Annotated in this window: 22 protein-coding genes; 9 read left to right on the top strand and 13 right to left on the bottom strand. The window is 44.3% G+C overall.

Going from position 1 to position 26,552, the window contains the following annotated elements:
• Positions 1-5 precede the first annotated feature (5 nt).
• From Y697_RS13795 to Y697_RS13765, 7 genes are all read right to left on the bottom strand, one after another.
• The gene (locus Y697_RS13795) at positions 6-371 is read right to left on the bottom strand and encodes a YbaB/EbfC family nucleoid-associated protein (RefSeq protein WP_121552377.1); all 366 of its coding nucleotides are present in this window, start codon (positions 369-371) and stop codon (positions 6-8) included.
• Between the two features lie 2 nt (positions 372-373).
• Positions 374-1,831, bottom strand: a complete 1,458-nt coding sequence (gene dnaX / locus Y697_RS13790; protein ID WP_121552376.1) for a DNA polymerase III subunit gamma/tau — start codon at positions 1,829-1,831, stop codon at positions 374-376.
• Between the two features lie 136 nt (positions 1,832-1,967).
• Complete coding sequence (locus tag Y697_RS13785; RefSeq protein WP_183083832.1) at positions 1,968-3,332, bottom strand: MATE family efflux transporter; 1,365 nt, start codon at positions 3,330-3,332, stop codon at positions 1,968-1,970.
• A gap of 98 nt (positions 3,333-3,430) precedes the next feature.
• Positions 3,431-5,218 (bottom strand): M3 family oligoendopeptidase, encoded by a 1,788-nt coding sequence (locus tag Y697_RS13780; protein ID WP_259462582.1) that lies wholly within the window; start codon positions 5,216-5,218, stop codon positions 3,431-3,433.
• 1 nt (position 5,219) lies between these two features.
• Positions 5,220-5,699 carry a hypothetical protein gene (locus Y697_RS13775; protein ID WP_259462581.1) on the bottom strand — a complete coding sequence of 160 codons (480 nt, stop codon included), beginning with the start codon at positions 5,697-5,699 and terminating at the stop codon, positions 5,220-5,222.
• Between the two features lie 65 nt (positions 5,700-5,764).
• Positions 5,765-10,246 carry an MG2 domain-containing protein gene (locus tag Y697_RS13770; RefSeq protein ID WP_121552373.1) on the bottom strand — a complete coding sequence of 1,494 codons (4,482 nt, stop codon included), beginning with the start codon at positions 10,244-10,246 and terminating at the stop codon, positions 5,765-5,767.
• 15 nt (positions 10,247-10,261) lie between these two features.
• Positions 10,262-11,251 carry a DUF1175 domain-containing protein gene (locus Y697_RS13765; RefSeq protein WP_121552372.1) on the bottom strand — a complete coding sequence of 330 codons (990 nt, stop codon included), beginning with the start codon at positions 11,249-11,251 and terminating at the stop codon, positions 10,262-10,264.
• Positions 11,252-11,443: 192 nt separating this feature from the next.
• Between Y697_RS13765 and Y697_RS13760 the strand changes: the two genes are divergently transcribed.
• Entirely contained in the window at positions 11,444-11,923 is a 480-nt protein-coding gene (locus Y697_RS13760) for a nuclear transport factor 2 family protein (protein ID WP_121552371.1), read from the top strand.
• Between the two features lie 109 nt (positions 11,924-12,032).
• Here Y697_RS13760 and Y697_RS13755 read toward each other — a convergent pair whose 3' ends face one another.
• The 5 genes from Y697_RS13755 to Y697_RS13735 form a co-directional block, all read right to left on the bottom strand.
• Positions 12,033-12,419, bottom strand: coding sequence for an FMN-binding protein (locus tag Y697_RS13755; protein WP_121552370.1), 387 nt, complete (start codon positions 12,417-12,419; stop codon positions 12,033-12,035).
• A gap of 145 nt (positions 12,420-12,564) precedes the next feature.
• Positions 12,565-13,908: a chromosomal replication initiator protein DnaA gene (dnaA, locus tag Y697_RS13750; protein WP_121552369.1), complete on the bottom strand. Its 1,344-nt coding sequence runs from the start codon at positions 13,906-13,908 to the stop codon at positions 12,565-12,567.
• 196 nt (positions 13,909-14,104) lie between these two features.
• Positions 14,105-14,284, bottom strand: coding sequence for a ferredoxin (locus Y697_RS13745; RefSeq protein WP_121552368.1), 180 nt, complete (start codon positions 14,282-14,284; stop codon positions 14,105-14,107).
• Positions 14,285-14,315: 31 nt separating this feature from the next.
• On the bottom strand, positions 14,316-15,239 hold the full coding sequence (locus Y697_RS13740; protein ID WP_121552367.1) for a D-2-hydroxyacid dehydrogenase: 924 nt from the start codon (positions 15,237-15,239) through the stop codon (positions 14,316-14,318).
• Positions 15,239-16,381 (bottom strand): alanine--glyoxylate aminotransferase family protein, encoded by a 1,143-nt coding sequence (locus Y697_RS13735; RefSeq protein ID WP_121552366.1) that lies wholly within the window; start codon positions 16,379-16,381, stop codon positions 15,239-15,241. Before Y697_RS13735 ends, Y697_RS13740 begins: the two co-directional genes overlap by 1 nt.
• 312 nt (positions 16,382-16,693) lie before the next feature.
• Between Y697_RS13735 and Y697_RS13730 the strand changes: the two genes are divergently transcribed.
• From Y697_RS13730 to Y697_RS13715, 4 genes are all read left to right on the top strand, one after another.
• On the top strand, positions 16,694-17,659 hold the full coding sequence (locus tag Y697_RS13730) for a 6-bladed beta-propeller (protein WP_259462580.1): 966 nt from the start codon (positions 16,694-16,696) through the stop codon (positions 17,657-17,659).
• A gap of 59 nt (positions 17,660-17,718) precedes the next feature.
• Positions 17,719-18,705, top strand: coding sequence for a hypothetical protein (locus Y697_RS13725; protein ID WP_121552365.1), 987 nt, complete (start codon positions 17,719-17,721; stop codon positions 18,703-18,705).
• 267 nt (positions 18,706-18,972) lie between these two features.
• Complete coding sequence (locus tag Y697_RS14850) at positions 18,973-19,980, top strand: cytochrome b5 domain-containing protein (RefSeq protein WP_220665752.1); 1,008 nt, start codon at positions 18,973-18,975, stop codon at positions 19,978-19,980.
• A gap of 629 nt (positions 19,981-20,609) precedes the next feature.
• Positions 20,610-20,876 carry a hypothetical protein gene (locus Y697_RS13715; protein WP_121552364.1) on the top strand — a complete coding sequence of 89 codons (267 nt, stop codon included), beginning with the start codon at positions 20,610-20,612 and terminating at the stop codon, positions 20,874-20,876.
• Positions 20,877-21,024: 148 nt separating this feature from the next.
• On the opposite strand, the gene Y697_RS13710 is transcribed toward Y697_RS13715, so the two are convergent.
• Positions 21,025-21,669: a Pr6Pr family membrane protein gene (locus tag Y697_RS13710; RefSeq protein WP_121552363.1), complete on the bottom strand. Its 645-nt coding sequence runs from the start codon at positions 21,667-21,669 to the stop codon at positions 21,025-21,027.
• Between the two features lie 283 nt (positions 21,670-21,952).
• Between Y697_RS13710 and Y697_RS13705 the strand changes: the two genes are divergently transcribed.
• From Y697_RS13705 to Y697_RS13690, 4 genes are all read left to right on the top strand, one after another.
• Positions 21,953-22,528 (top strand): DUF937 domain-containing protein, encoded by a 576-nt coding sequence (locus Y697_RS13705; RefSeq protein WP_183083831.1) that lies wholly within the window; start codon positions 21,953-21,955, stop codon positions 22,526-22,528.
• A gap of 80 nt (positions 22,529-22,608) precedes the next feature.
• Positions 22,609-23,013 (top strand): DUF4332 domain-containing protein, encoded by a 405-nt coding sequence (locus tag Y697_RS13700; RefSeq protein WP_121552361.1) that lies wholly within the window; start codon positions 22,609-22,611, stop codon positions 23,011-23,013.
• A gap of 175 nt (positions 23,014-23,188) precedes the next feature.
• Entirely contained in the window at positions 23,189-23,458 is a 270-nt protein-coding gene (locus Y697_RS13695; protein ID WP_121552360.1) for a hypothetical protein, read from the top strand.
• A 393-nt stretch (positions 23,459-23,851) separates the two neighbouring features.
• Positions 23,852-26,530 carry an HAD-IC family P-type ATPase gene (locus Y697_RS13690; protein WP_121552359.1) on the top strand — a complete coding sequence of 893 codons (2,679 nt, stop codon included), beginning with the start codon at positions 23,852-23,854 and terminating at the stop codon, positions 26,528-26,530.
• Positions 26,531-26,552 lie beyond the last annotated feature (22 nt).

Below are 26,552 nucleotides of genomic sequence, written 5' to 3'. Positions count from 1 at the left end.
ACCTCCTAAAGTATATTGTCCGGTAGATTGAGTCCTCCCGTGATTCGCGCTGTTTCTTCGTCTCTCTTCTTTGTTACCTCGGCCAATGCTTCATTTATCCCCGCGATTATCAAATCTTGAATGATCTCATAATCCTCTTCCCTTATCTCCGGCTCGACTTCGATCGATTTGATACGATAATCGCAAGTCGCAACAACATTTATTGCCCCGCCGCCGGCTGAAGCAGCGACCTCAATTGTCTTGAATGTATCTTCAAGGCTTTCCATTTCTTCCTGTGCCTTCTGGGCTTGTTTCAGAAGTTCGCCCATATTGGAACCCTTTTTCGAACCACCATAGTTCCTACCACCGAGGCCCCTAAATTTCTTTGCCATCATTACTCCTCCTCAAGCTCTATCTTTATCTTTCCTTTGTCAATATCATCCTTCAAACCAAGTCCGGCAATTACTGCATCAACGTACTCTCTAGAATCTTTATCGAGATTTCCAAAAGGATCCTCTCGGACCGAATCATCGGCTAGAAAGAACTTCTTTCCAACAAGATCCGTCGAAATTCGATTTAGTGATTCAAGCCTTTCTTCAAGAAGCACTTGTGAGTAATCACTGTCCGTGTCGATTACAAAGTCTTCTCCTTCTTTGGTGTGTCTTACTTTTGCAAGGCTTAGAAGAGTCCACAAGAGAATATAACTGTTCCTTCGAAGGTGCTCCAGTATCTCTGTAAGCTCTTTGCCATCGACCATATCAGAATCTTCAGATTTCTTTGAATCAGCCTTGACAGCGATCGAGTCTGTCGAAGCCGGTTCATCTGAAGTGGTGAGATTGATTCGCACTCTCCCTAATCCGCTCTTAAGGAGTGTCATCACTTCAAAAGTGCCTCGCTTGTCTTCGGCATATCTAAGTTCACGATTTATCTCCCAGAGAGATGATAGAAGATTGAAACTCTCGCCGCTGGTTTCTCGTATAAGTTGATCTTTTACCTCATCTATTACTTGTTCAAGAAAGACTTCGTAAGTGAATCCTCCGGACTGAATATCTTCAGACATCTTCAATATCATTGACGGATCTCCAGATGAAAAGGCCGAAATAAACTCCTTAACGACCTCTTCAGGAAGAATACCTAGAGTAGTTCTAACAGACTCTTCGCTGACATCATCAGCAAAAGCGATAACTCTCTCCATAAGATTAACTGCGTCTCTCATACCTCCGTGAGCTGCCTTGGATATGTAGCGAAGCGCCCTTTCATCGAATTCTAACCCTTCTGCCTTGGCAATTTTCTCAAGATAAGTCATAATGTCTTTTTCGTCAAGAGGCTTGAAGTTGAAGATCTGACAACGAGAAAGTACTGTCTCCGGGACCTTCTCAAGATTGGTGGTAGCAAGAACAAAAACAACTCTTTCGGGAGGTTCTTCAAGAGTCTTCAAAAGTGCATTGAAAGCTTCTCTTGTCAGCATGTGAAATTCATCAATAATATAGACTTTGAACCTGCCCATAACAGGCCTGTAAGATACGGCATCCCGTATCTTCCTGATCTCGTCTATGCCTCTGTAAGAAGCTGCGTCAAGTTCAACAACATCCATATGGGAAGAAGAATCAATAGCCCTGCACGAGTCACAGACACCACACGGTTTTAAGGATCCTTCCGAGAGGCAATTGAGCATCTTGGCAAGAATTCGGGCAGTCGTAGTCTTTCCTGTGCCCCTCGAACCTGAGAATATGTAAGCATGGGACACTGTATCGTTTTCTATTGCCTTTCCCAGGATCTCTTTCACTTGATCCTGTCCAATCAATTCACTGAAATTTCTCGGTCTATATTTCCTATACAAAACTTCAGACATCTTAATCACCCGTTCATCTGAATTATAGCAGATTGCCCGAAGTTTGTTTGGGAGAAAAGAGAACACTCAAAAAAAGTTAGTGAAATGCTTAACTAACTTTTCTCTTCACCAACGCAAATGAGATCTGTAAAACCGGCTAATAGACTCTTCTCTTCTCCCATTTTCCTCTCAGGTAATAGAGAATCATTATGGCTGCTTCGGCTATGTCGGAAAAAACATATGAAAGCCAAACCCACACTATACTTGCTTTCATTACCGTTACGGCAATAATCAAGATCGGGACCTGAATAAGCCACCTTGAAACAACGCTACCCACGACAAAGGGAAAATTGTATCCAGATCCTCCAAAGACAGCTGAAAGGCCGAAACCATAGGCCAGAACCGAAATGCCAAGAGCTCCATACTTCAGGAAACTTGCTCCATAGCTAATTATCTCTGGGTCACTGTTAAAAATGCTGATCACAAGCTCGCCGGCAAAAAAAGCGATTAGGGCAAAAGCAAACATAAAAAAGAATCCAATCAGGGCAGCAGTCTTGGCGGTCGCCCTTGCCCGGCCGACGTTGTCTGCTCCGAGGTTCTGCCCCACCATGGCGGATCCCCCCATACTCAGTCCCACCAGAGGCATGAAAGCGAGTCCAAACAATCTGCCCGTTACACCTACTGCAGCCACAGCCGTGGTACCGTAAACCGCCACGAATTTTAAGACCACAACGGCTGCAAGATTCCTAAAAAAACCTTCAAGGCCTGTCGGGAGGCCAATTGTCAGAAGCTTTTTGTCTATGTTTCGATCCAGCCGAAATAGCCTCGACAATTTGGGCTTGACTCCCTCTCTACCAGAGAAGAGAATGTAGAAGCCAAACAAAAACGATGCAGTCTGCGCGATTACCGTTGCGACTGCTGCGCCGAAGACGCCAAGGCCAAATCCAGGAATCCCTGTCCCAGGTACTCTATCAAACATCATGATTGGATCAAGGACAATATTTAGTACACTTGCGACCATCATTATGTACATGGGGCTTTTCGCATCGCCTATACACCTAAGCGCAGTATTTACAGAATACGAAGAGAACATCATCGGCAGGAAGAACAAACGAATATAACCGTAGTCGAGCGCAGATGTCACGACCTTCGGATCGGTAGTGAAAAAACCAAGTGAGGGTTTTAGAAATGCCGCAACCAGCAAAGCGGAAATCAAAGCCACAATGAATTTGAAAGTAATGGTCTGTTCGATTGCATTGCTTGATCCTTCAAGGTCTCGCTTTCCATAGCTCTGAGAAATCAGTGAAATTGAACTTTGGCCAATAATCGAATTCAGAATGTCGACAATCCAGAAGAGAGTGGTGAAGATGGTCACCCCGGCAATTGCTTCGCCAGAGATGCGGCCAATCCAGAAGATATCCACTATGTCGTAGATCATCTGGGCGCTGAATCCTATCATTGTAGGAACCGACATCACGAGAAGATTCTTCAGAATATTCCCCTGAGTGAGATCTCTTGCCATTCTTGCCCCCTAAGTAGCCCTCGTGAAGAGATGCGAAAGAAAACCTGTATCATAATGAACACAGGAATTATACACCTTTTCTTTTCTTCAAGCCAGACCTAAATCATTGCCCTCAGTCTATCCAGAAAGTTCTCCTGAATGAAGTCGATTCCATTTTCCCAGAAACGAGGACTAGAGATGTCTATTCCGGCTTTTCCCAAGAGAATTTCCGGCGAATCAGATCCACCGCTCTCGAGCAAGGCCACATACTTTCTCTTGAAAACATCTCCATCCTCAAGGTACTTCCTGTACAGTGAAATTACTAATAGCTGAGCGAAGTTGTATGCATAACAATAAAATGGAGTGTGAAAGAAATGTGGTATCCGTGCCCATTCATATTTACTCTCGGGAAGAAAATCGATCGTCTCACCAAACATATGCTTCAGTTCGTCAAAATATAGCTCTCCAAGTTCCTCAAATGAGAGATATTCGCTCGATATTCTTTTGTGGGCCTCTATTTCGAATCTCGTAAACATATTCTGCCTTGCAGTAGTCGCAAATATCTCCTCGATTCTACCGGTAATGAAGGAGATCTTTTCCTCTCTTCCTGAAGTTGTGTTTAGTAGATGGTCGGTCATCAGCATTTCTGAGAAGATAGATGCAGTCTCTGCCATAGTGAGAGGAGTCTCGTAGTTCAACATAGTCTGCTTCGAGGACAGCACTGCATGGAGACCATGACCCAGCTCGTGAGCTAACGTCAGGACGTCATTCATCTTGCCTCCAAAATTCAAGAGAACGTACGGATGAATTTCCGGTGATGCATATGAACAATAAGCTCCACTTCTTTTGCCCGGCATGATTGATCCATGTATGAAGTTTCCTTCAAAGAATTCGGCGATTGTTCTTTTTAGTCGTGGATCGAAATTTCCTGTTACCTCGAGGATCATGCTCTTTGCTTCCTGCCAGCTGAAAAGATCTTTGAAATCGCCAATCGGTGCATAAATATCACTATGGAGAAGCGATTCCTTATTCAGAATCCTTGCCTTGAGTCGGTAGTAATCCTGCACAAGAGCGTACCCATTCGTAGTTACATCGACTAGAGACTGCACTGCCCCATCCGGGATTTCGTTCTCTCGATTCCTCATAGAGATTGGAGAAGAATAACCTCTCTTGGCTGCTTCCAAGTCCCAATCCTTCGCGAGAGAGTTGTAAACATTGGTCAAGACGATGCTGTTTTCCTCTGATTTCTTGAAAAGACTGACAAACGCCTTCCTTCTCAATTCGGGATCCTCTTCCCTTCTCATAGTCTCGACTTCGCTTTCCGTAAAGTTTTTCTCATCTTCGCCTTCGCCGATTTTCAATCTATATATGAAGCTTGAGGTAAATTCATCGTAGAGATTAAGCAGGGCTCTCTTCCCCGTCAGTTCTTTCAGAGTAAGCATCTTTTCTTCCGATTCGCTGAGCAGATGAACTCGATTAGTACGGATGAGCTCGAGATAATGGCAGTAATTTGCTAACTCTGGTGAATCCAACAACACTGAGAAGTAATTTTCGGAGACTTTCGACAGTTCCAGTTTAAGAAAGAGGAGGTCGCTTTCAAGCTGCGACTCAAGATCGTCGATCTTGCGGATCAGCTTCTGGATTGTCGGTAAGGCCGGTGTTACTGAGTGACTCAAATATGCGAACATTGACGGCTTTGCGAATTTACTCATTACCTCTTCGATTTTTTCAAAAACCAGCCTTAGTTCGCACGCTTCTATACTTTCGGCTGCGATTCTTCCCTTGAATTCCTTCATCAGTTCGTCCTTTTTCAAGATCACGTACCGCAGGTCGTTAATCAGGGCAGGATCATCCGATGAAGAATAGAGCTTTGCTAGATCCCACTCAATAAACGGTCCTTCACTCAATTTAGTCAATACCTCCTTCTCCATACTCCAAAATCAGCTCGCCAAAAGAGCGGTTGCGAAGAAGTCCGGACACTTTGATCCAACATGTGAAACTGTATGAACGATACGTCATGAAATCCATTTTCGCGTAATCGAGGGACTCCACTTCATCGAGTCGCATTTCTTCTCTGCCAATCCATTCACCAGTGATACAGCAGACCATCCCTTCTTCCAACCAGTAGGGCAGTTGATACTTTCTTAAAAAGAGATGAGTCATTTCATGAGCAAGTGTCTGTGAGAGATTGGGAACCAAACTTAGCGGTTGCACAATTATTGTGTTTCCTTCTGCTGCCGCAATAAACCAGTAGCCAATGCCGGAGAGTTCAGAGAACTCTCCGGCAGAAGAAGAAATTAGAAGAAGATACGTTCCGCCAACGTGCATTCCAGTTAGTTCTTCGAGTGCACTCCTGTAATCTTCAAGCTCGGGCATTTCCCATGACACATATGTGCTGGTAAAGCAGAGAGCCGTTATTTGAAGTAGCAGGACTGACGCTAATATTAGTAATTTCATTCAACAATCAGTTTTACCGATTCCGTATTGGCTCTAACATCTCCATCGTACATCGCCCATGCCTGGACTGCCGGGATAATGAATTCGCCCTTAGTTAGTATCCTCCAATTGCTTTTTGTCACAAACTCTCCACCATCTCTGAAGAAGAAGGAAATCCGATCGAACCTTGCATCCTTAAACGTGTAACCCCACCAATAGTAGTCATAGTAGTAGAACTTCGTGTATCCCAGGATGTCGGCCTCGAGATTCTCTTCGACTGAAATGCCGGTGGATGGTAACATGTCTTCCAAAACCACATACGGAACGTCATCTGGTATCACAATGTGGATTTCAGAGATTATTGTTTCACCAACAGAGATAGGTTCGGGTATTCCCAATTTGACCGAGTGAATCTCTGCAGTCGCTGCATCATAGTAGCCGTATTCCAATGTTCTAATGATTATCTCTCCATTGCTAATACCTAGAACATCACCTTCGTAAATCCTCAACCCGAGTCCGTATTCGCCTAGCTTCAATTCCCCTTCAGTAATTGCGAGTTTCATCCCTTCTATGCTCTTTGAGACACTTATCTCAAGAGAACCCACTTCATCTGGAGAGAGCGTTTTTATTGAAGAGACCACGTAAGGCGAATCTATCTGAGGAGTCGTTAGGACATGCGTATCATCCATTGGTACAGCGAGTTTCCTTCTAAGGACCCTTTCGATAGTCAGACCAGTGTTTTCAGCCTCGAGCACTTCAGTCCCTACCGTTGTCTCGCCATTTGTTGAGACAACAACCATATCCGTACTCTCGACCAAGATGTTCTTGCCTGCAAAGGGAATAGTTATCGAATCGGAGACATCACCCTCGAAAATCACTTCTCCTTTCTCCGAAAGCACTTTCACTTCGGCCTCTTCAGAAAGCACATTGCTCACGGATGAAAGTGAAAGAACTGCCATAGCAGTTGATGAGGTTCTATACCAGTAGCTACCGTTTCCCATTTTCAACAGTCTCTTGGAAATTTCTGCAATCGTCGTAGAAGGCATTTTCAGATCGACGGATGCCTTCAAGAGCAAGGATAGAACCACAGTATCGTCGAAGAAATAGCTGAAACTGTCCCCAAGTATCGCATCATCTGCATTGAGATTAACATATTCCATTGCTTCTTCGACAAGAGCAGATGCTTTTTCACTCATATTGAGAGTCTCATAGGAAAGTGCGGTCAAGACAATAGAAGCTACATCCTCTTTGTAATCGACAATAGAGCCTATTGGATCTCTTAGTTTCCTGCTGAAGAGCACTGTTACATACTGCAGGAAGGGGTCAGGGTTCTCTTTGTTCAAGCTTTTCATCGCCGAGTAGCCCATTGTAATCACATCTCGATTTATGTCATAACCGTTCTCCGTAGCCAAATATAGTCCCAGCATCACATAAGCGGTCATGAATGGCGTCGAACGATCATCTTTCCACCAACCCCATCCGCCGTCGTAATGCTGATATCCGTAAAGCCTTTCGAGTCCCTCACTGACCACGACTGATACCTTTTTTACGAAAGGCTCGTCTGCGCCCTCAAGAAGCTTTGAAGCAGCCAGTGCAGGAAGAAGCCTGCTCATTGTCTGTTCTACACAACCATACGGATAGTCAACCAGGTATCTGATTGCCTCAAGAAGAATCGGATCGATTGTGGAAGAGATGGTGATAGTTCCAATGGAGTTTTCAGCAAATTCAAGGTTCTTATTACCATCGAGAAACTCCAGATTTCCAAACCGAAGATACGTAAACCTTGGTTTCAAAGGTATTTCATATTCAACTCCGTCGGACCCGCGACTTCCTTCAACAACGAATTTGACCTTCAGCTTCTCGCCTTTCTCCGAAGGCAGCAGATCTCGCAGCTCTACCTCGTAAGTGAAAGATCGACTTCCAAAAGCATCAATCGTTGACCCCTTCTCCTCTATTACTTCTCCATCTAGATAGAATCCTGTGATCACGGGCATTCTCGAGTCAAGATTGTTTTTAACCGAAAAAACCAGATTAACCTTGTCACCTGCAATTAGGAACTCTGGAAGAAAGCTACTGACAGTCATGGGCTTCCAGGTTTCGAAGCTAGATTTCTCGTAGCTGAAATCACCGTCCAGATCGGAAGCTAGAGCCCTGATTGTCCAGGTGTCGAGGTCCTCGGGCACAACAAATGACAGTTCAGCAATCCCATTTTCGTCAGTGAAAGTTCCTACTGACCAGAAAGCACTATCGCTGAAAAGTTTTCTTGCCCTTACGTCTGAAGTCAAGCTCTCGTCTTCTCTACCAAGATCGCCCATCCCAAGAGGGGCGCCTCCCGTTACCTTGGATTCAGCGGCAGGCGGCTGAGATTCAAGCAGGTCACCAAGTTTAGCAATAGAAGGGTAGGCAGAATAGTATAGATCATTGATGCTAACTGTGTTAAACCCTCTATTGAAAGGACTGCCCAAGGACGCTTTCCACTGATCGTAGTCACCTTCAAATAGCGAAAGCATCGCCTGAGAAACCACAGCAACAGTAAGCCCAACGCTGGCGGGATCTCCTTCAGCATCGCTTACATGGACCTTCATATTTACAGTATCTCCGGGTCCATACCTATCTTGGGTTAGTAAATCAATTTTCAGATCTCTCGAAGCCGTCTGGACTTCAATCAGTTGTGACTGTACAATCTGATAGTTCTTGTATCCGACAATAAAGAGCATGAAATTGTCGTATGCATAGTTCTCGGGGATTTCAATTTCAACAGTGTTCTTTCCTTCGCTCGAAATGAACGGAAACTGTTCGAAATCACCTGAGAAGTCGGCAATAATCCATAAATCCATGGGTGATGATGTATAGAATGAGACTTTCGCCTTAGCTCCAGGAACAGCAGACTCGATAGAATCTATCAGTATAGATCCGTAGTAGTCATAATAACCGCTAGTGTAAACCGAATAGCTGTTCACTACTTCCGGCTCACCCGAAGGCGATCCATTTATCTCGAAATAAACAACCGTGTCTGACGGTACGTCTCTAAGATCAATCAACACCTCAGCCTTTCCTCCACTATCGGTTGAAAGTTCTTTGTTGAAGATGTTGATTCTCAACTTCTTCTCAATCTGCTTATCCTTGACCATAAGAATTACGGGTTCTTCGTACCAGACCTTTATTTCGCATGCTTTTGAAACCGGAGTTTCGTCGTTCAGCTTCGTTTCAATTTTCACGACGGCTTCTGTGTCCGTGAATCTGTAGTCTACATAGAAGTCGAAAGTCCCCTGAACTACCTTGAACTCAACCATACTTCTCGATTGCATACCGGTATCGTCCGATACAGTGACAATTGCGTAGTATGATCCACTCTCAAGCTCTTCGACATATCCGATCACCGTATTTCCCAAACCGTCAAGCCGGGCCGAGCCGTTGTCAATATACTGATTTCCCTTGTAAATCGTGTAATCAACCTTGCCTAGAGAGACTGGGTCTCCAAAATAATATTGAGACGAGACATTAATTGTTATGGGCTCACCTTTTCTGAAGGCCTCGATCGTAGGTTCTGCTGTGGTGAAGAACGTAGGTTTCTTGTAGTCGGCAATCTGGAAGTAATAGTAGTCCTCGTTTCCTTCCCATCGGATAATAATCCTGTAAGAACCTCTCGTAATCTCCGGATAAGTTCGGAACGTCCCGCGTACGGAACCCGAATTGTCAGGTTCTAACAATTCACTGTAAACACCTCTATTCAAAGGATCAACTATCTCGACTTCGACAGAGTCAATTTCGGGTACTTTATAACCCGCAGGAGTAATCTCTCTTATGAAAGACCTGAAGTTCACTACTTCCCCTGCTTTATATGCAGGACGATCAGTAAAAGTCAAACAAATGTCTTTCGATGAGAAGTAGTAATCATACTCTCCAGGTCTCCAGAGAATCGAACCTTCTGCTGACTGAACAAGAACTGCATCATCGACAGTGGGTAGATAATCAAAGACAAATACTCCATTTTCTGTCCGTCCAATCAGCTCGCCATCTTTAAGTCTGTAAAGGGCAAACCTCTCAATAAAGTTTGAATCATCTTTCTTCCAGAGTCTGAGCATAGCACCATTTTCATGAGCAAGTAGCTGTGCACCAACCATCCGATAGCTTGTCATGAGCTTAGCGCTACCTGACTGCGATGAAACAACAATCAGTCTGAGGCCCTTGAGAGCTTCATCGGGAAAGTGAACTCTCTGCTTCTCACTGACCGTCTGTCTCAAAGCGTACAAAGGATCGCCTGAGATTCCAACGTCTCCTATTGTTATAGCCCCGGTTAGATCTTGTTCATCAAGATCATATATCTTGATGTCGATATAGCTGTCTTTGCTGTCAGTATATACAGTTGGTAGATAATCGAGTGAATACAGCTCGAGGAAAGATGATTCAAGCTTGTATCCATACTGCTGAATCTGGAAAGCAATTGCCGTCAATCCAGTAAACAAAATTATTAGAAGAACCACTGAGGCCTTTCTCATCGCGTTCACCCTCCATTATTGCCGGGGTAGAAACTTGAAAGCGTATACCCCGAGATAGTTTTCGTTATTATGTATCGGTAACCACTGATAAGGCATTGTTCTCAGATAATCTTCCATTCTCCAGAGCTTCAGAACACCAGAATCTTTTTCGGAAAGGGGTCCGGTATGATAGATCAGCCCATCACCAGTGTATATCATCGAGTGAAAAGTTGATGGAGAGGGGTGGTGAAAAAAGATTATGTCTCCTGGCCTTGCGACGCTGAGATCCCTGCCCTTAAATATCATACTACTACGTACTAGGTTATATGCATCGGCGAAGTAAGTGAACTCCCCGGTATTACTTAAGAAAATCTTCCCTTTGAGTATGGGAATATCCGGATAGTTGTATTTTTTTACATCCGGAATCGCTCGAAGGTCAATACCGGTTTTCTCGTGCCAGAGTTCATAATCGATTGCAGTCTCCAAGAACCATTCCTCTTTGTGATTTTTGAGAGCCTCTCTGGCTGCAAATCTTATCAATCCACTACAATCTCTTTCTTCATCGCTCCATCTTTTTGAAAACTCAATGACCTGATAGGCTGAAATGTTCACGAACCATGCTCTGAAGTTTTCGGCGTCTTCTAAATCCAGGACCAGTTTGTCAGGAAAGCCGTCAGAATCACTATCGATAAACTCTTCGAAATCCAGGGAAAGACTCTTACGAGCTCTAAAGAGCCCCGAGAATGAAATAACTATCACTGCATCTTCGTCATCAGCACGAAAAGTAAAGACTGAAGAGTTACTTTCACTTGAGAACCGTTCAAGAGTAGCGCCTCTAACGTATGAGAGAATTGGCCTCTCATAATTCGAACTAGGTACTGAAACAGAGAAAGACTCACCTCTTCTAACGAGACTTGGAACAGCCGTTATTGCAGTGTAATCACCTTTGAAATTCAGATAAGTTGCAGAGATAGCAATAGTTGTTAAGGCAACCAAAAAAAGATAGACGATGTTGATCCTTTTCAAAAGTATCTCCCCTCAGAAATCCCTTAGACACGACTAGACATCTATAAGACTGAAGGAAGGTTTTTTGGTTCGAGAATCATCTCTGGAAAGATAATCGTTCCTCTCCTATGTCTTTACATCTCATTGAAGAATGGAAAATCGGCTTTGTTAATCTGTTATTATTAGAGCAGAAGAGAACCGGGAGGTGACGATTTGCGAAAGAAAAGCGCTCTATTTGCCGTAGTAGCTATCGGATTCTTGATAATGCTTACTTCTGGTTGCATTGGGTACATACTCGCGAAGCCGGACAGTGTGGTAACAAGACTTGAGCGAGAAATAAATAGAGGCCGAGAAGATTCGATTCTAGAGCTATACAGTGATGAGGTGTGGATCGAAACTCCCGGAAGTCCTTCGGGAAGGATGCTCCCAAAGGAAAGCATAGCATTGTTCTATTCAGATTTTTTTGGCCTATACGATGACATTAACTTCTCGTTGAATGTGAAAGACGTAGTTAGAGATTCAAGGGAAGCGACCATCACAGTCTCTTTTTCGCTCGAGTATTCACATGGTGGGAAAGACTTCTATGATAGCGGAGAAAGCGCGATCTCTCTGAATGGCGTAGAGAGGCAGTGGAAAATCAGCAGAGAATACAACAATCCAATAGTCAGTTTCTTCGAGCCGGCCACTATGTAAACAATCGAAGAGAGTTGTCACTCGAGCTTCAGTTTTCATCGGACTTATCAGTCCTTCACCTTCGCAACTAAACCGCCAACAAACCTTGTTTCCAGCTTATGAAGCACATTCAATTGCTGCTCGACAGATCAGCAACGCCTAGGGCGTTCTTAACAGCAGAGACAATCGATTCACTTGATGCTGTTGCTCCGGTTACGAGATCAACTTCAAGACTCTGGGCTTCAACGATTCTATCGGCAGTAGCTTCGGCACTCTTTGCATATCGATCCGTCCGGTTCTGAAGAATTCTTATGTCAATAATTTTTCCGCCAGCCACCTCGACTTCCAGACTGATGTAACCTTCCCTTCCAGCGTAAACCCCATCCGAAAAACTCCCAAATGGCTCTGTTGGAAGTTGATTTACTCTTTCAGGACTCTTTGCCTGCCAATCGAACACCATCACGATCATTGCAATAGCCAAAACAAGAAAAATCGAAACACTGATTGCGTATTTCATTTCCGCCTCCCGCACAATAGGTTAGAACACTAGAATTATCTCTTTCATCTTACCCGAGAAGATTTCCTGAATGAAATATTCAGATTAACAGAGTCGGATTTATTGTCTTAATTGAAGCATCAAAGAGGGAGAGATCCTCAAGGCTCTATACCGCAGCGGAATTGGAAGAAATGATCCCGATGATATCGTCAAACAGTAGCTTAGTCGCACCCTTACCCATCATAACGCTCTTATCTATCTTCTTCACCGAATGAATCACAGTCGAATGCTGTTTCCCGGTTTCTCTAGCTATCTCAGTAACTTGTTTTCCAAAATGATTCTTAAGGATGTACATTGTCAGCTGTCTTGCCAGAACAATGTCTTTACTTCTGCTTCCCGACTCAATCTCTTTTCTCGTCACTTTCATCATTTTCTCGATTGCGGAGTAGATCTGGTCAATTGGTCTCTGAGAAACAGGAACATTCACCGATCCTGTAAACGACTGAAGTATTTGAGTCGCAAGTGAAAGGTCAATCTGTGATCTGAAAACGCTACTATGAACAATGAGCTTTATAATCGCCCCCCGCAATCTTCTCAAGTTTCCGTCAATGTTGTCTGCTAGGACTTTCGCAACATCGTCAGGCAGTGAAACCGATTCTCTCTGCGCTAGTTGTTTGGCAATATGGAATCTCGTAGAAGGTTGGGGCTCCTGGATCGACATAAGCATACCCATCTGGAATCTTGATTTAAGCCTGCTGTGAAAGGTATCCAACTCCTCAGGATTTCTGTCAGAGCAGATTATCAGCTGCTTTCCAGAATCGTGAAGCTCATTAAATGAGTGGAAAAACTCATTCTGAACCCCCTTCTTACCAATGAGAAACTGAATATCGTCAATCAGAAGAATATCGGACTTCTTTCGGTAGTGGTCTCTGAACTTCTGAATGTTGTTTTCTTTTATCGACTGAATCATATCGTTCATGAACTGCTCGCTAGTTATATATAAAACCTTCTTATCGGGAAAATTGTTCATGGTCTCTTGAGCGATTGCCTGAAGAAGGTGTGTCTTGCCTAGACCTACGCCTCCGTAAACGAAGAATGGGTTGTACTTTCCAGGACTTTGAGCTACATCAAGTGCAACTTCATAGAGAGCTTTATTTTCACTACCGACGACGAAATTGCCAAAAGTATATTCAGGATTCAGATTTGAGATCATTAGCGGCTTTCTCTTCAACAATGAGCCTGAAGTCTGTGGACCGGTGGAATCCTCTGTGGGCATTGCCTTGTTCTTGTAAATTATTTCAAAGGGGATTCTCTTCCCCAGGAGCTCAACTATAGAATCGGAGATGGCCCCCCCATACTTCGTTTGAAGCCAGTCCTTTATGAATAGATTTGCAACAGAGAAAACGACCTTCTCATCTTCAACTTCCTTCAATTCGAATGTGGAGAACCAGTTGTCCCAAGTTTTCTTTGAGACCTTCTTCTTCAGAGTGCTTATGATTGAATTAGACACAACTACCTCCACGGAATATTAGCTGTAACCCTGAAGCAAACCGCATAATAGGAAATTAATGAATAACAAGTAGTACCGAAGCAATTACTACTATACCAGACTTAACACTTAGAAAAAATAGACAAATTTTGTGTTCCACTATAGAAAGGGGCAGACCATTTGTCTGCCCCTACATGTGATCGTTAAGAATTGGAAACTATTCTACTTTTATTGCCTGAACTGGACAGGAATCAGCGGCATCCTGTGCACAAGCGGCTTCCGTTTCGGGGACAATCGCTTCTGCTTTTCCGTCATCATTCATCTTGAAAACGTCGGGACAAATTCCTTCGCATACTCCGCATCCAATACAAGTATCTTTGTCTACGTATACTTTCACACTCACACCTCCACCAGAAAAATCATGTGCATTATATCATGATCTTGCATTCTTCTACGATTATCTTTGCCATCTCCAGGCCAACTCTCTTCTGACCCTCCGATGTACTCGCTCCTACATGAGGAACACAGATGACGTTCCCGAGGCCGATTAGTTTCCTTCTCAGCTCATCGGACGGCGGCTCCACCTCAAAAACATCAAGGGCGGCTCCAGAAACCTTACCCGAAACCAATCCATTGTAGAGCGCCTGTTCATCTATTGTCCCGCCTCGGCTTGCATTGATAATAATAACGCCGTCCTTCATCAGGGAGATCTCTTTTTCACCAATTATATGTTTCGTTTCCAGTGTCAGGGGAATGTGGAGAGAAATCACATCAACCTTCTCTATTAAGGAGTTAACTGTGGTCATAAGCTCAACTTCCATGTCCGTTTCCTTGACAAATGGATCGAAAGCACAGACATTCATACCAAAGGCTATCGCTCTCTTCGCAACTTCCCGTCCAATAGCTCCAAACCCTATAAGCCCAATAGTCTTGCCAAAGATTTCGGCACCTTTGAGCTCCTTCTTCTCCCACTTTCCTTCCTTGATTCCATATGTACCTCTTGGAATATGTCTGACGAGTCCAAGAAGCAATCCGAAAGTCAGCTCAGCCACTGATATCGCGTTCGCACCCGGTGTATTTCTAACAAGGATATTGTGTTTCCTTGCCGACTCGACATCAACGTTGTCCAGTCCAACGCCGGCTCTAGCAATTAGCTTAAGCTTCTTTCCCGCCTCAATGACATCAGATGTGACCTTTGTAGCACTTCTTACAACAAGCACTTCAATCTCGGGCATTAACGCTAGCAACTGATCTTTGTCGAGATGCTCTGCAGATATCTGGAAGAGATGGCTTTCTTCGAGTATCTTCATAGCTGTTTTGTCCAGAGGATCGTTAGCATGAAGTCTGAGCATTACGCACCCTCCTCTTCAAATATCTCCATAGCCACCCTTGCTCCAGTGCCATACTCTACCTTGAATCCAAGTCTTCTCAAGACCTTCTCAAGAGAAGTAAGCGCAGTCACAACATCATAGTCCGACATATAGCCCAGATGAGCAATTCTGAAGATGTTGCCTTTCATTGTCCCTTGTCCACCGGCGATCGTAACGCCATATTCATCTCTCATGATAGAAACGATCTTGCCTCCGTCTACTCCTTCCGGCACTTTCACAGAAGTTAGAACGTTTCCCGGTCTCTTGGAAAACAGCTCCAGTCCCATGGCCTTTAAAGCTTCTCTTGTTGCCTTTCCCATGAGTTCGTGTCTTGCCCACACATTTTCCATTCCTTCTTCAAGGAGCATTTTTACTGCGAGACTCTGCTGATAAATCAGATTAACCGCAGGCGTCCATGGAAGAGGGTCTTTAAGATATTTCTTGAGATTGAAATAGAAGCTTGTTGATTTAGTATTCTTCGCCTTTTCAACGGCATCTTCGCTGAAAGATATGAAAGCCAGTCCAGGAGGCAGCATAAAGCCCTTTTGAGAACCGGAAAGTACTATATCCAACCCCCATTCGTCAGTGAGCAAGGGCTCGGCAACCAGACCGCTTATACCATCAACGGCAATCAACTTTCCTGCCCTCTTGACTACTTTGCTAATACCTTCAATGTCCATTACGGTACCTGTAGACGTCTCACTAAGCGTGGTTAGAACAGCAACTGCATCGGGATTATCATTAAGAGCCTTTTCAACCATTTCAGGTGTGTAGAAATCCCCATACTCCCTCTCAATTAAGACAATCTCTGCTCCGAAAGTTTTTGCTAGCTCAAGCCATCTTTCACCGAACTTTCCAACACTGCAAACGATCAACTTCTCTCCAGAATTTACAATGTTTGCTACTGCCATTTCCATCGCTCCGGTTCCGGAGGAAGCAAGAATGAACAGATCGTTTTCAGTCTTGAAAACCTTCTTGGTACCGCTTACCGCGGCTTCATAGATCTTCTTGAACTGTGGAGTCCTGTGGTGAATCGTGTCCCTAGCACCTTCAAGAAGTACATCGATAGGAACCGGCGTGGGCCCAGGAGCAAGTAAATAGTTCTTCTTAATCATCTTTGCCAATTCTGACACCTCCAATTCAATCTGGTTTGGTTTAATCCCTGTATCGAAATAATCCTTTTGTCTTACTACCGGAAAATTACTGAGGCACTGAGAATGGTTGGTTTCTCATCTATAGTTTAGAACACGAACGTTTCTATCGCAATGCCCGGAATCTTCAAAAAAAGGCAATGATGATTGGTAAAAGCATTGCATCACTCTCTTACTTTGGTTTGCGCCCTTCAGATTGCCGTCCCCATTTATTGAAGCGTTAAGAAGAGCAATTGACGTACCACTGTCCTTGATGGGAGCGTTTTATGTACTCACAATGCTAAGATGAGAGAAGTAAGCAAAAAAGAACTCGAAGGGGTGAATCATTTGAAGAATCTGGTTCTCTTAGCAGTCTGTCTTTCCGTAGCTCTTTCGCTCTTTGGGGTTTCAGCAATTCATGAGGTAACCTGGGGTGATCAGGGCCATAATAATGGTCAGTTGAGTGATCCGCAGGGTCTCACCGCAGATAGCAAAGGCATGATCTATGTGGCCGACACTCTGAACCATCGTGTCCAGATATTCGACAGCAATGGAAAGCATAAGGCTTCCTTCGGCAATTATGGAAGCGCAAACGGCGAGTTCCTTTTTCCACATGATGTTGTAGTAGATTCTTATGGATACATATATGTTGCAGACTCCCAGAATGGAAGAATTCAGAAATTCAACAGCCGGAACGAATTCGTGAAAGCCTGGGGCACTAAAGGACCTGAGCCGAGTCAGTTCGATGGTCCGATGTTTATGGCAATCGACGATTTCAACAATATATACGTCGGGGATGCGTTTAATCAAAGAGTTCAAGTTTTTGACAAAGAAGGAACCCTTTTGATGACAATAGGGGCAAAGATGAACATGTTCGATGCAATGAATCCCGGCAATCTCTCCTCGGTATCGGGCGTCTGCGTAGACAGAGAGGGAAACGTCTACATTTCCGATGACATATTGAGAAGAATTCAGAAGTATGATGCCAAAGGAAATTATTTGGCCGAATGGGCCACAAGCCATGCTGGAAAATGGGGGCAGCCAGGAGAATCGGTAGTCGACCACCTCGGAAACCTCATGTACATAAATAAGACGACAAGCATGATTGTCGTCTTGGATCCACAAGGGAACTTTCTTTATGAATGGGGCTGCTCCGGAGCAACCGACGGTCAATTTTCGAAACCAATTGACATATCTCTCGACACCGTTGGACATGTTTTTGTTCTTGAGCAGTCGGGCAATAGGATTCAGAGATTCAGGATAGCTAACTGAAACTACTCATGACAACTAAGTTCAAGAAATCAAGGTGGAGCAGAAAAGGAGGCTGATTTATGAAGAAATTTATGGGTATACTGCTACTAGCTGTGTTAATTACTAGTTTTTCACTTTCCCAGAGGCTTTTGCCGCAAGACAGCGCCAGATTCATCAGTATCGTGACAGAAGGTACTTTCAACAACTTCCCGGACAAACTTATCGGAGAGTCATTCGAATCATTCTTCGAAGTAACGAGATGGAAGTACTCAAGAGTAGGGAACGAGAACTTCGTGGAGTTCACCGGAAGCTTCGCCGATGAAAATAACGTAACGACTTCAGTTACTATGCGTTTCTCTGTTAAGGAAGAGGACTCGACTTTCCTAATGGACTACTGGGAGATTAATGGAATCCCACAAGACAACGCAAATCAATTTGCATTCCTTGAGAAGATCTTCCTTCCTGAAAGAGCTGACGTAGCGATTTCAGTCGTGAAGGATGGGTACTTCTATGACTTTCCTGACAAGTTTATCGGAGAAACATTCAGCGTCTTTTTCATCGATGGTTACTGGGATTACTTCGTTTCATCAGATAATCTAGATGTTGTAGAATTCGTGGGATCTTACTACAAAGAAAATGGATTGGCAGAAGCGGTTTTTCAGTTTGTGGTCGATGTCGATCAAAGAACATTCGAAATCGAGTACTTGGGAATCGATGATGTTACTCAGGATGAGACAATGATTGACGCTATGCTTAATTCGATCTTCGCAACCAAGATCGCAGAAGTAAAGAATTCTTATTTCGACGTCTACTACAACTGGATGACTCTGGGAGAAGCTTTCGATGGCTTCTTCTATGACGCATACTGGAACTACTTCATCTCTACCGATGATCTTGACATCGTGGAGTTTAGCGGGAGTTTCGATCTCGGAGGTATTCCTGCAGAAGTATTCGTCCAATTTGAAGTGTATGATGATGGAAGCTTCGACCTCTATTACTGGGAAATCGACGGATACTATGAAAGCGTGAATGCATTCTATTTGCTTCTCGAACTAATTTACTATTGATACTCTAGTATAGGAGGCCCTAACGGGCCTTCTATTTTTTACTGACTGCTCGGGAAATCTCTCTCATTGTACAACGTTACGTACAAACAGAACTAAAGTCAACTGTCTCGCTCGAGTTCATCTCTTCGACTGAACACTCATTATGGCATTTCCCAGACAAACAATCGCTGATCTTGTACTTTCTAGCATATCCTGGCGGTCTCATGAAAAGATAACACTCTTTAGTTTCCACTCAGCCACCGCTACAGATTGAAGAGGAGGTTTACTATGAGAAAGGGTTTTTTGGTTTGCGCAATTTCATTTCTGATCTTTCTCACTTTAGGATCGAACGCCTTAGCCGGACTTGACGACGTTTCTCTTAATGATCTTGACCTTCAAACGTTTTCGACAACGGAGCCGATGTTTACAATCACAGCATTATCGAGATTCGATGGAAAATCCGGCAATTCAGCTTACGTTTCGGTAGAAGGAGAAATCTTTGACCTGTCATCTTTGCGTCTCTGGTCTAACGGTAACCACATGGCACTCCATACTTCTGGCCAGGAACTGACGTATGAGCTCAAGACACTCTCTCCTCATAAGGAGGCTAAAACCGCCGATATCAAACCGGTAGGATTGCTGGTCGTAACACTTGAAGAGCTTAAGAATTACAACGGCAAGGACGGGAAAAAGAGCTACGTAGCAATAGGGGGTAAGGTCTATGACTTCTCTAGACTCGGCAGGTGGCCTGGCGGCTCCCATCAACGCGGTATGCATCTCGCCGGAAACGAGTTAACCTCCGAATTGCTGAAAGACTCTCCACATGGTGTCCGTAATATTTCTGGAATCGAAGCGATTGCAGTACTTGGAATCACAATTGATGAACTTAAGGAAATGGACGGGCATGATGGCCGAAAAGCATACGTGTCCGTGGAAGGTAAAGTCTATGACGTCTCCGAATTAGCCTTCTGGCGGAACGGTTCTCATCAGGGCGATCTCCATCTCGCCGGCAACGATCTCACAAAGGAAATTCTAGACGAATCTCCTCATGGGATTTCCAAACTCGACAAAGCCTATCTGGTAGGGCTACTGATATTTACTCGCGAACAGCTCGCTCGATTCAACGGGATGGCTGAAGACAAGAGGTACGTAGCATACGACGGGACAGTGTTCGATGTCTCCGATTTGGAACTCTGGGTACTAGACTCTGGAGCAGAGCTGAGTAATGAAGAATATGATTCAGCGATCGAGCTACTCCAACATGCTACAGAAGTCGGCTACCTTGTCAATGACTGAGCTTAAGATTGAGTTTCAGTAAATAATTGGAGTTTCTGACTTCGATTTAGAGGAGAAGCGAAACAATCTCTCCAGAATTTCGGATGAGCATTTCGCCATTTGGCTCTAGTAGTAGAATACAGTCGTGTAGTTTGGGAGGATAGGGTCTCTATCCGTTCCTCAAAGCCGATTTTTCCTCATGACTCAGCTCTCTCACCAAAAATGCAATTAGCCATCAGTTGTTGTTGATAACGGGAAAGATTCTGCAAGACCATTTTCTTTAGACGGGGCTGCACAAAGACAATTAAGCGTGAGTACGACACAGTACTGAGAAATCGCAAGCCTTTTACTTGATACGAATCTAGCGCCATGTTTTATCAGGAAAGGTATTGCCATTCAGGTAGAGGTTCTTCACGGTCTTCTGGATCCCAAGCAAAATCCACACTTTTCCTTCTGCAAGAACCGGGAGACATGCGCGTATCAAACAGCAATTGCTCTTTAACGAGATTAAGAAGCTGCATATGACTTTCAAATTCCCCTGGCGAAAGTACGTAGACAATACTTTATCTTCACATCCAGAATCTAAGGAAACTCTAAGGAACGAATTGTAAAATCTCTTGTACTGCTTGGATGAAGGGAGGTGCACAGGGATGAAGAAAGTAGTCATAATCGCACTTATACTTCTTCTTATAGCAACTCTCACGTATGCTGTTGGCCAGCGACTCAGAGGAAACAAAGGTTCTCAGCTTGCTCCTGAAGAGTGTCAGCGTTTTGTTGACGAGGATGGAGACAACGTCAATGACCTTTGCCTCAACGAAGGGGAGATGTTTCGCAAACGCTTGAGGGATGGCACTTGCGAAAATGAAAAGGCCTTTGGCCGAGGAATAGGGCAACGAAGAGGCCCGGGCAACCGCTAAGCGTGAGAATATGCATCTTAAGGAGGGGGCTTATGCCCTCCTCTTTTTGCATGCTCAGACTTGCTTTCGACAAGTGCCAAGAGTAATTCATACTAAAACGTTTAAGCTGGGTATTCCTGCGTGTGGCATCATGATCATGCTAAGTGTCTCAACGCTTTCTGTGAAGAGAAAGACGGTTAATTAGAATCATTAGATAACCTGCCAGGACAAAAGCCACGCCAACAACCAAAATGAAGATAATCAGATTAGCAAACGAACCGATTCCTTGAGGATATTCATCTGCAGGATTTAGAAACCAGTAAGGATAAGAACCTGTGAAACTTCCCCGTATGATGGCGACCACTGCATAAGCAAGAGGATACATCGTCCACAAAATTGGATAGAAAGATTTGTATGAACTCTTCTCTTCAAACAGTAACCAGCCAATTACTGCAGCAGTCGGCGTAATATAGTGCAGCAGACTATTTGCGATCAAAGCCAGTCCCTCGGGTCGATAATAGCCCGAAAGAAGGAAATGGAAGACAGTCATCGTGACCGTTATCCACAACACAGACCCACCGGTCAAGATTCTTAATGTTCCATCGACTCTAGGTGACTCTTGGCGTCTTCCATCGAATACGACATTTGCGAATGCAACTGCAAAGACGATAAGGTTAGTCTGCAACGTGTAGTAACTGAACTGCGCGATGGCATCAGAAGGGCTCTTAGAAAGTGATAGCTGCAACACTACTCCCAAAAGGGAAAGGCTGAGTACTGATAATTCCGAAATTAGCCTTGCCTTTTTCGCCTTCAAAGCAAATCCCTCCTAGGAGTGAAATCAACTGCTCGGAAGTGCTCCACGATTTCCACCGTCCTAACCGATTATCAGTTAATAGAGAATACGGTCTCTTTTTTGCGGGACCATCCGTTTCACCAATAATAACAAGTTTATTCTGAAAGTGGTTTCAACCGTTAATGCATTGAGAATTGAGAATAGTTATTTCGTTCACTAGATTGAGTCTCACTTATGATTTTGCTTTTTGAAATGAAGAAGTATAATAAAGTAGATGTTACAGAACTTTCAAAGGAGGAGACCAATGAGTCTATTTGATCAAATCTCAGAAAAATTGAATAACGTGGAAGTATCTTCAGAGCTTGCGAAGTCCGTTGGAACTACTCCAGATAAGGTACAGAAGGTAACTCAATTGGGACTACCAGCACTCATGCAAGGTCTAGCGCGAAACGCCTCCACCAAAGAAGGCGCCGAATCGCTTAACAGAGCTCTTGATCAGCATAAAGATGAAAGTGTTGATGACGTGAAGTCCTTCATTTCAAATGCTGACAGAAGCGGAGGACAGAAGATTCTTAGCCACATCTTTCCAGAAAACGAGGAGAGAGTTGAGAAGAACATTGCAGCTCAAGCAGGGCTAAAGAAAGACCAGGTTACCGGTATCCTTTCACAGATTGCTCCTCTTCTAATGGCCGCACTGGGAAATGAGAAGAAGGGAAATAGTGTTGATTCATCGGGAATTGCAGGTTTCCTGAGCAACATTGTATCGAGTAGCAGTAGCAGCGGCATGATGGAAAAGGCATCCGATTTGTTGGACAAGGACAAGGACGGCAGTTTTCTCGATGACGCCGGTAGTTTCTTTGGAAAGTTCTTTAAGAAGTAGCTCTACAATTTCCACTGGCAATTCCTTAAGCACGCGACATGGAATTTTATGGACACCACTAATAGAAGGGAGGAATTTGGATGGCAAGACTTACAATCGTCGAAGGAATTGGACCTGTCTATGAGAAAAAACTGAAGGAAGCTGGAATCACCTCAATCGAGTCTTTGTTGAAGACATGTGAGACAAAGAAAGCAAGGACCGAGCTGGCGAAGAAAGCGGATATTAGTGAGGACAACATACTTACCTGGGTAAACCATGCTGATCTGATGAGAATCAAAGGAATCGGGGGGGAATACTCCGAACTTCTAGAGGCCGCGGGAGTTGATACAGTTCCAGAGCTTTCAAAGAGAAACGGCGACAACCTTTACCAGAAGATCGTAGAAGTGAATGACGAAAAGAAACTCGTTCGAAAGCTTCCAACCAAAAAGCAGATACTCAACTGGATAGAACAGGCAAAAAAGCTTCCAAGGGCAATTAATTACTGAGCTTTTAAACAGGTTCGTCAAGTTAGGCCAATTAAAGGTGCCCGGTTTGTCCCGGGCACTTTGTTTTGGTTAATCTCTATGTAGTAAGCATGGAGATTTTGATGAACAGTTGACGGTGTTATAATTCTAAGTAATTTGATGATCAGACTCCTATAATCTTAATGGAGGGATCACGTTGAGCAAGATTTTAACTCTCAGAAAGTGTGCGCTGGAGAGGAACTTCATGAGAATTAGAGAGCTAATTATTGAAACGTTTTCTCTTCACAGGGGTCCATTCAACTGGCTAATTGACAGATGGATTCTTTGCAGATTTCACGTCCTGTCTCTTCAAAGATATTTTTCGACGAATTATTTCAATTTACCTACAAGGCCTCACTTAAATCATAGAGACGATCTGCCGTTTTGGCAAGATTCAATCGGAGTACGGGAAATCGCAGAAGGTTGAATTACTGCGGTGGCTTACTCAGAAAACGAGGAGCCTAGTGAAGCATGGATGTAGATACACCCCGATTAAAGGTATCTTTACCCCAAAATCGATGATTACTTTGAAGAGAATCTTGCGGACAGAGCAAATGGATTCGATTTTGTGAAGCTCTATATAAATGATGGAGACGAGCTTGAGGAGGTCCTGATAGAAAAAAAGTCATTTAGAATTGCTCGGTCCTTCATGAATTCCACAGTCAGTTTTTGCAGGAGTTTGGGATTCAAAGATACCACCAGATATTGCAGACCGTGGGTAAAACATTTCAAAATCTAGAGGGCAAGAACTCGCTTTGCTATGAAGTCTTTCTGATGGAGAAAAGAGTTATCATGTAGATTCGAAACAAGGGAGGAAACATTGCAGAAGCAATCCGAGAACACAAAATGGTACAAGTTATCGGTTGAAGAAACTCTCCAGCATCTAGATAGTTCGAGGGATGGAGTATCCAGTGAAGAGGCCAGGGAAAGGCTGAGCAGTTTCGGGCCTAATGAACTGCCTAAGAAAAAACATGTAACTCTCTTCCAGGTCATCCTCTCTCAATTCAAGGATCCATTGATTTACATTCTTCTGGTCGCCGGTTTAATCTCTGTGATTATTGGTCAGCCCGATGACGCGATCTTTATTATGGCCGTTGTCGCCTTGAATGCGATTATTGGAACGACCCAGGAGTATAAGGCAGAAAAGAGTGCCGAGGCTCTACTGAACATCATGAAAGAAGAATCAAGAGTTATACGCAACGGGGAGACGAGAACGGTGAACTCGAAGGAATTGGTGCCTGGAGACATCATTCTTGCCGAATCTGGAGATAGGCTGTCTGCCGACATCAGATTGATTGAGACGAACAATCTCTCTTGCGACGAATCATTTCTCACAGGCGAATCTACTACAGTCGAGAAAAGCGCGAATCAACTTGATGAAGATCTTGAGATAGGTGATCGAAAGAACTTGGCTTTTGCCGGTTCTACAGTAATAACAGGTAGAGCAAGAGGTGTGGTAATTGCGACAGGCAGAAGCACTGAAATTGGGAAGATAGCAGAGGTAGTTACCGGCGCCGAGCAAGGGAAAGCGCCCCTAGTGATAAGAATGGAGAGATTCACACGAAGGATCGCCTATATAGTACTATTCGCAGCAGCAGGATTCGCTCTTATCAGACTTCTTCAGGGTTACTCTCTCTCTGACGTTTTCTTTCTCGCCGTGGCGCTTTCTGTTTCTGCCATACCCGAGGGACTGCCCGTTGCTTTGACTGTTTCCTTATCCGTCGCGACGAGCAGGATGGCAAAAAGAAACGTGATTGTTAGGAAACTGGAAGCGGTTGAGAGCCTGGGAAGTTGCACAGTCATCGCAAGCGACAAAACCGGCACGCTAACGGTTAATCAGCAAACAGCAAGATTGGTGAGACTCCCTTCCGGAAAAGAATACGAAATTACCGGCGAGGGTTACAACGGCGAGGGTGAGCTTCGGGGAGTGAAGGATGAATTCCCGAACGGTCTAAAACAGCTCATGAAAATATCCGTTGTTGCCAATGAAGGTGTGCTGGAGAAGAAGGGCGGGCAATGGCACCAAAGCGGAGATTCTATGGACGTTGCTCTTCTTGCAATGGCACACAAGTCTGGCCTTTCACCAGAGAAACTTCGTGAAGAGATTGATATTCTCAAAGAGATTCCTTACGAGTCGGAGAACAGGTGTTCCGCTGTCCTATTCGCAGAACAAGAAAAAAAGATCTTTGCCATGAAAGGAGCTACCGAAACGGTCCTCTCCAGATGCAGGTCGGCACTGAACGATGACGGCAGCAAAGGTGAATTGGAACATAAGTCGGTAGAAGATCAAGCACTATCGATAGCCGAAGACGGATATAGAGTTCTTGCCTTTGCCTTTGCAGAGGTCAACGGAGAAAATACTGAGATCGAGAAGATGGATGACCTCGTGTTCGCGGGACTTGTTGGATTCATTGATCCATTGAGACCCGAAGTCAAAGATGCAGTGAAAGAAAGTCAGAAGGCGGGAGTCAGGGTCATTATGATAACCGGAGATCATCCGTCCACGGCAAAAGCAATTGCAGAAGAACTTAGAATCATCGAAGGAAACGACGAAGTCGTTACAGGTAAGGATCTGGAGAACGCTGGCGACCATGAAGGTAAGGAGTTCACTGACCTATGCCTTCGTTCTACTGTCTTTGCCAGAGTCTCTCCGGTCCAGAAGCTTCACATCGTTGAGGCGTTAAAGAGAGAGGGACATTATGTAGCCGTTACGGGCGACGGAGTGAATGATGCTCCTGCACTGCAGAGGGCAAACATTGGTGTGGCAATGGGGTCCGGGTCGGATGTCGCGAAGGATACCGGTTCGATCATAATCACTGACGACAACTTTGCTTCAATAGTCTCGGGAATAGAAGAGGGCCGATTTGCATTCGCAAATGTGCGCAAAGTGATCTATCTGCTTATTTCCACAGGAGCCGCCGAACTTTTGCTGTTTGTTCTTGCTGTAATCTTCAATGTGCCCCTTCCGCTCGCTGCAGTTCAGATTCTCTGGCTCAACCTAGTTACTAACGGAATACAAGATGTTGCACTTGCATTCGAAAAGGGCGAACCGGGTGTTATGAAAAACCCTCCAAGGAAAACAGATCAAGGGATTTTCGACAAACTGATGATACGGGAAACATTGCTCTCGGGATTCACAATGGGTCTTGTAGGGTTCGCAGCATGGATGGTACTGCTTTCATCAGGCGGTGAACAGAACTCCTCAAGAAACATACTTCTTCTGCTCTTTGTGTTGATGCAGAACGTCCATGTCTTTAACTGCAGATCTGAGACCGTCTCGGCCTTCAAGATGCCAATTAGCAGAAACTACATCCTGGTTCTCGGAGTCTTTGCTGCTCACGGGCTTCACCTGATCGCTATGAACACTGCTCTCTTTCAGAATCTACTGGGAATCGCTCCAGTTTCTTTTTCTCAGTGGCTCGTAGCACTTGCATGTGCCACTCCCCTGCTAATGATCATGGAGCTTTTCAAGCTTCACTCGAGAAGGAGGAGCCTTTAGGCAAAAACCAAAAAACTGGAGC

Origin of the sequence: Mesotoga sp. BH458_6_3_2_1, from assembly GCF_003664995.1 — a bacterium.
In the GTDB taxonomy this organism is placed as follows: Bacteria; Thermotogota; Thermotogae; order Petrotogales; family Kosmotogaceae; genus Mesotoga.
Note: the sequence above shows the minus strand (reverse complement) of the source record. Positions and strands in the feature narration are given on the sequence as shown.